We start from the raw sequence: 5,112 nt of genomic DNA on the forward strand, positions 1-5,112 counted from the left end.
CTCCAGGAACGGCTCCAGCTCACGCAGTTCCGGCAGCAGCCCGGATGAACCGCGCAGCCGCTCGGGATCGAACTGCAGCACGATATCGCGGCCTTCGATCAGCTCGCCGGGCTGCACCGCCGTCACCCAGTCATGCGGCAGCCCGCCGCCGACGATGGTCAGGTAGCCCGGCCCGAACTCGCCGATATGGTCGCCGACCAGCACCACGCCGGACGATTTCCTGAGCAGGTGGATTTCGTATTCCGGATGGAAATTCCAGACATTGCGTTCCCACGGATAATCGTCCAGCCGCCACAGGAAACTCTCGCTCGCCTCCGTCACGATGTGCTCGAAGGCAGGTGCTGTGCGCGGGATCGCGGCCGTGTTTTTTCTGCGCCTGAACGGCATCATTCCTCCCGGCATGACGCGCCTGCGCATGCCCAGGCCATCCGTAACAGTCCAAGGCCGGCAAATGAAAGAGGCGTCGCTGAATCCCGGCTCCGCCTGGATCAACCGCTAGCCGGGTCTCCTCCCTTGCCAACATGTCGCATTTCGTTCACAAGGCGACGCAAATGGCGCCATTTCGCGCCATTGTTGTGCGGCTTCCGGCCCTTTGGCCGACGCGCCGTGTTCTGAAAGAGCGGAACAATGTCTGCGATCGAAGCCGGCGCTCGCGCGCCGGAAAACCTTTGGCGTCAGGAAATCAGGGCGACGATCGCGCTCGCCTGGCCGATGGTGCTGACCAATCTCGGCCAGACGGCGATGACCGCGACCGACGTCATGATGATGGGCCGGCTCGGGCCCGATACGCTCGCCGCGGGCGCGCTGGGCTCCAACCTCTATTTCATGCCGCTGATCTTCGGCCTCGGCCTGATGCTGGCGACCTCGCCGATGATGGCGACCGAGCTCGGCCGTCATCGACACTCCGTGCGCGACCTGCGCCGCACCGTGCGCCAGGGCCTGTGGCTGGCGATCCTGATCTCGATCCCGATCTGGATCTTCCTCTCGCATGGCGAAGAGGTTCTTCTGGCCATGGGCCAGAAGCCGGAGCTTGCGCATCAGGCCGGCATCTATCTGCGTTGGCTGCAATGGGCGGTGCTGCCCTTCTATGGCTATATCGTGTTGCGTTCCTTCATCTCGGCGCTGGAGCGGCCGGGCTGGGCGCTGATCATCGTTTTCGTCGCGGTCGCCTGCAACGCCTTCTTCAACTGGGTGTTCATGTTCGGCAATCTCGGCGTCAAGCCGATGGGCATTGCCGGCTCCGGCCTCGCCACCACTTTGTCCAGCACGCTGATGTTCGTCGGCCTGGCGGCGGTGGTGATGCTCGAGAAGAAGTTCCGCCGCTACCATCTGTTCGGCCGTTTCTGGCGCTCCGACTGGCCGCGTTTCCGCGGCCTGCTCAAGCTCGGCCTGCCAATCGCCGGCATCCTCGCCTTCGAGGTGACGATCTTCAACGCGGCGGCCCTGCTCATGGGCCTGATCGACGCGGATTCGCTCGCCGCCCATGCCATCGCCATCCAGATCGCCTCGATCTCCTTCATGGTGCCGCTCGGTCTCAACCAGGCGGTCACTGTCCGCGTCGGCCTGGCGCATGGCGCCGGCAATCCGGAAGGCGTTTCGCGCGCCGGTTGGACGGCCTTCGTCATCGGCGTCTCGTTCATGGCGCTGATGGGCCTGGTGATGGTCCTGTGGCCGCATGCGCTGATCAGCGCCTTCATCGATCTTGCCGATCCGGCCAATGCCAGGGTGATCACGCTTGCCGTGTCGTTCCTTATGTTCGCGGCGCTGTTCCAGATTTTCGACGGCGCCCAGGCGGTGGCCGCCGGCATGCTGCGCGGGTTGCACGACACCAAGGTGCCGATGATCTATGCGGCGATCGGCTATTGGGGCGTCGGCCTGCCGCTCGGCGTGCTGCTCGCCTTCCATTTCGGCCTCAACGGCGTCGGCATCTGGATCGGCCTGGCGTCGGGACTGGCCGTGGTGGCGGCACTGCTGCTCGCGCGCTGGCTCAGACGCGACCGCATCGCACCGGCGCTGTCCTTCGGGCATTGACGAGAAAGGCTGCCGGCACGACCGGCAGTCTTGAGCCGGCTCAGCGCCCCGGCGCCTGCTTTTCGAGCCGCCGTGCGTATTGCGTCAGCGGAAAACACATGACGAAGAAGATCAGCGCCACCAGCCCGTAGACCTTGAACGGTTCGAAGGTCGCGTTGTTGATGGCGTTGGAGGTCCTGACCAGCTCCTCGAAGCCGATGATCGAGGTCAGCGCTGTCGATTTGATGAGCTGCACCAGGAAGCCGACGGTCGGCGCGCGGGTGATGGCGAAGGCCTGCGGCAGGATGATCAGCCTGAGTTCCTGCAGATAGTGCAGCCCGAGGCTGGCGCCGGCGTCCCATTGGCCGCGTGGCAGTGCGTCCACGCCGCTGCGCCAGATCTCGGCCAGATAGGCGCTGGCGAAGAAGGTGAGCCCGAGCGCCGCCGCCGTCCACGGCTCGATGCGCAGGCCGAGCATCGGCAGCCCGAAGAACATCAGGAAGAGCTGCATCAAAAGCGGCGTGCCCTGGAACAGCGCGATATAGCCCGAGGCGATGCGCTTCACCCATTTGTTCCGGGCGATGCGGAAGAACAGCACGACCAGCCCGACCAGCGCGCCGCCGATGAAGGCGGCGAGCGACAACAGCACCGTCCAGCGCGCGGCGAGCAAGAGGTTGCGGACGATGTCCCAGAAGGTGAATTCGATCATGACACGCCTGCTCCGAGCGCCTGGCGTCCGCCGGCGACCAGCAGCCGGCGCAGCCCCATCGACAGGCCGAGATAGACCATGGTCACCACGAAATAGGTCTCGAAGGCGCGGAAAGTGCGGGCCTGCAGCATGTCGGCCTCGTAGGTCAGCTCGCGTACCGCGATCTGCGACACCACGGCCGATTCCAGCATCATGATGACGATCTGGCTGGTCAGCGCCGGATAGATCACCTTCAGCGCTTGCGGCAGCACGATCTTGACGAACACCTGCCGGGGCCTGAGGCCGAGCGCCAGGGCGGCTTCCGTCTGGCCGCGCGGCACGGCGTCGAGACCGGCGCCGACGATCTCGATCGTATAGGCCGCCATGTTGAGCGTCATCGCCAGCATCGCGGCCAGGATCGGGTCCAGCCTGATCCCGAGCGTGGGCAACCCGAAGAAGATGAAGAACAGCTGCACCAGGAACGGCGTGTTGCGCATGACCTCGACATAAACGCCGATCGCAAGCTGAAGCGGCTTGGGGCCGTTTCTTTTGCCGGCGGCGCCCAGGATGCTGAGGAAGGTGCCGGCGAGCGTCGTGACGGCGATCAGAAGCAGCGTCATCGCCGCGCCGCGCGCGATCACGCCCGCCGCACCCGCAAGCCAGCCGAAGTCGAGGCTGTAGCCCATGGCGATTGACCTTGTTGGAGGCGCCTGGCCTGGAGCAATTCCAGGAAAAGTGTGAAGCGGTTTTCCGTCCGGAATTGCGTGAAAACAAAGAGAAGGTTCGGCGCCCGTTACGGCGCCGAACCGATCGGCATCAATCCTTGAGGTTGTCGGGATTGAGCGGCGTCTTCAGCCAGGCCTTCGAGCTCTCGTCCAGCTTGCCGTCGGCAAGCATCTTGGCGACGGCGTCGTTCACCGCCTTCTTCAATCGCTCCTCGTTCTTGTTGAGGCCGATATGCGAAGGCGAGGTGAGCAGCTGGAATTTCTGTTCGGGCTTCAGCGCATCCTGCTTGGCCAGCACCTGCGCGCCGACATCGTTGCCCACGACCATCAACTGCGTCTGGCCGGAGATGAAGGCCTGGATGACGGAATTGTAGTTGTCGAAGCGGCGGATATCGGCGGAAGCCGGCGCTGCCTGGGTCAGCGAGGTGTCCTCCAGCGTGCCGCGATTGACGGCGATCGACTTGTCGGCGAGGTCTTCCTTGCCTTTGACGACGAGCTCGGCCGGGCCGATGACGGCGATGTAATAAGGCGCGTAGGCGGCCGCGAAATCGATCACCTGCTCGCGCTCCTTGGAGTAGCCGACGCTCATCAATATATCGACGCGCTTGTCGGTGAGATAAGGGATGCGGTTCTGGCCGGTGACGCTGACCAGGTTGAGCTTCACCTTCAAGGCATCGGCGATCGCCTGCGCCACGTCGATATCGTAGCCCTTGATGCTCATATCGGCGCTGGCCGAGGAGAAGGGCGGGAAGTCGGAAAAGATGCCGACATTGATGGCGCCGGCCTTGGTGATGTCGTCGACGGCGTCGGCCTTGGCCTGGGTGGCCAAGCCTGCGGCGCCGAGCATCATGGCTGCCGCGATGGCGGATTTCAGTGCGTTGCGAAGAGTCATGGTTATTCCCCTGCTGGAAGCTTGTTGTTGAAACCGGCCGCCGGCTCCAGCGCGACGGCCGTATTGGCTTGAGCAATTCCAGAAATGCGGAACGCGGTTTTCCGTCCGGAATTGCCTGATAGATAGACTTCAGCCTTTCTTGATCGCCGGGCTGAACACCATGAGGCTCAGGATCTCGAACAGGACCTGGGCGCCGACATGGGCGGTGTTGGTGGTCGAGTCATATTGCGGGGCCACCTCGACGACGTCGCCGCCGACGATGTTGAAGCCCTTCAGGCCGCGCAGCAATTCGAGCACCTCGCGCGTCGTCAGCCCGCCGACTTCCGGCGTGCCGGTGCCCGGCGCGAAGGCCGGGTCGATGCTGTCGACGTCGAAGGAGATGTAGGTCGGGCCGTCGCCAACAATCTTGCGCGCCTTTTCGACAATGGCTGGAATGCCGAGGCCGGTCACTTCCTCGGCATGCACGACGGTCATGCCGGACTCGTAGGTGAACTCCCACAGATATTCGGCCGAGCCGCGGATGCCGATCTGGATCGTGCGCGAGGGATCGAGCACGCCGTCCAGCACAGCGTTGCGGAACGGCCCGCCATGGTGGAACTTGGTCATGTCGAACAGCCCGCTGGTGTCGCAATGGGCGTCGATATGGATCATGCCGACCGGCGCCTTTTTGCCGACCGCCTTCAGGATCGGATGGCTGATCGAATGGTCGCCGCCGACTGAGAGCGGCAGCACGCCGGCATCGACGATCTGGTTGGTGCGCTTTTCGATGTCCTCATGGCTGATCTCCAGTCGGTAGC

The 5,112-nt window shown here is 64.0% G+C and carries 6 protein-coding genes; 1 reads left to right on the plus strand and 5 read right to left on the minus strand.

Annotated features, from left to right (window positions below):
• Window positions 1-387 (minus strand): cupin domain-containing protein (locus EOD07_RS21880; RefSeq protein ID WP_206519520.1); only part of this gene is annotated, 387 nt, incomplete at its 3' end.
• 240 nt (window positions 388-627) lie between these two features.
• Between EOD07_RS21880 and EOD07_RS21885 the strand changes: the two genes are divergently transcribed.
• A complete protein-coding gene (locus EOD07_RS21885; protein ID WP_127236953.1) occupies window positions 628-2,031 on the plus strand; it encodes an MATE family efflux transporter in 1,404 nt (467 codons plus the stop codon).
• 40 nt (window positions 2,032-2,071) lie between these two features.
• Here EOD07_RS21885 and EOD07_RS21890 read toward each other — a convergent pair whose 3' ends face one another.
• The 4 genes from EOD07_RS21890 to EOD07_RS21905 all read right to left on the minus strand — a co-directional run.
• Window positions 2,072-2,719 (minus strand): amino acid ABC transporter permease, encoded by a 648-nt coding sequence (locus EOD07_RS21890; RefSeq protein ID WP_127236954.1) that lies wholly within the window; start codon window positions 2,717-2,719, stop codon window positions 2,072-2,074.
• The gene (locus EOD07_RS21895) at window positions 2,716-3,384 is read right to left on the minus strand and encodes an amino acid ABC transporter permease (RefSeq protein WP_127236955.1); all 669 of its coding nucleotides are present in this window, start codon (window positions 3,382-3,384) and stop codon (window positions 2,716-2,718) included. Before EOD07_RS21895 ends, EOD07_RS21890 begins: the two co-directional genes overlap by 4 nt.
• A gap of 130 nt (window positions 3,385-3,514) precedes the next feature.
• Window positions 3,515-4,315, minus strand: coding sequence for a transporter substrate-binding domain-containing protein (locus EOD07_RS21900; RefSeq protein WP_127236956.1), 801 nt, complete (start codon window positions 4,313-4,315; stop codon window positions 3,515-3,517).
• 129 nt (window positions 4,316-4,444) lie between these two features.
• Window positions 4,445-5,112 (minus strand): arginase family protein (locus EOD07_RS21905; protein WP_127236957.1); only part of this gene is annotated, 668 nt, incomplete at its 5' end.

Source organism: Mesorhizobium sp. M2C.T.Ca.TU.002.02.1.1 (genome assembly GCF_003997225.1).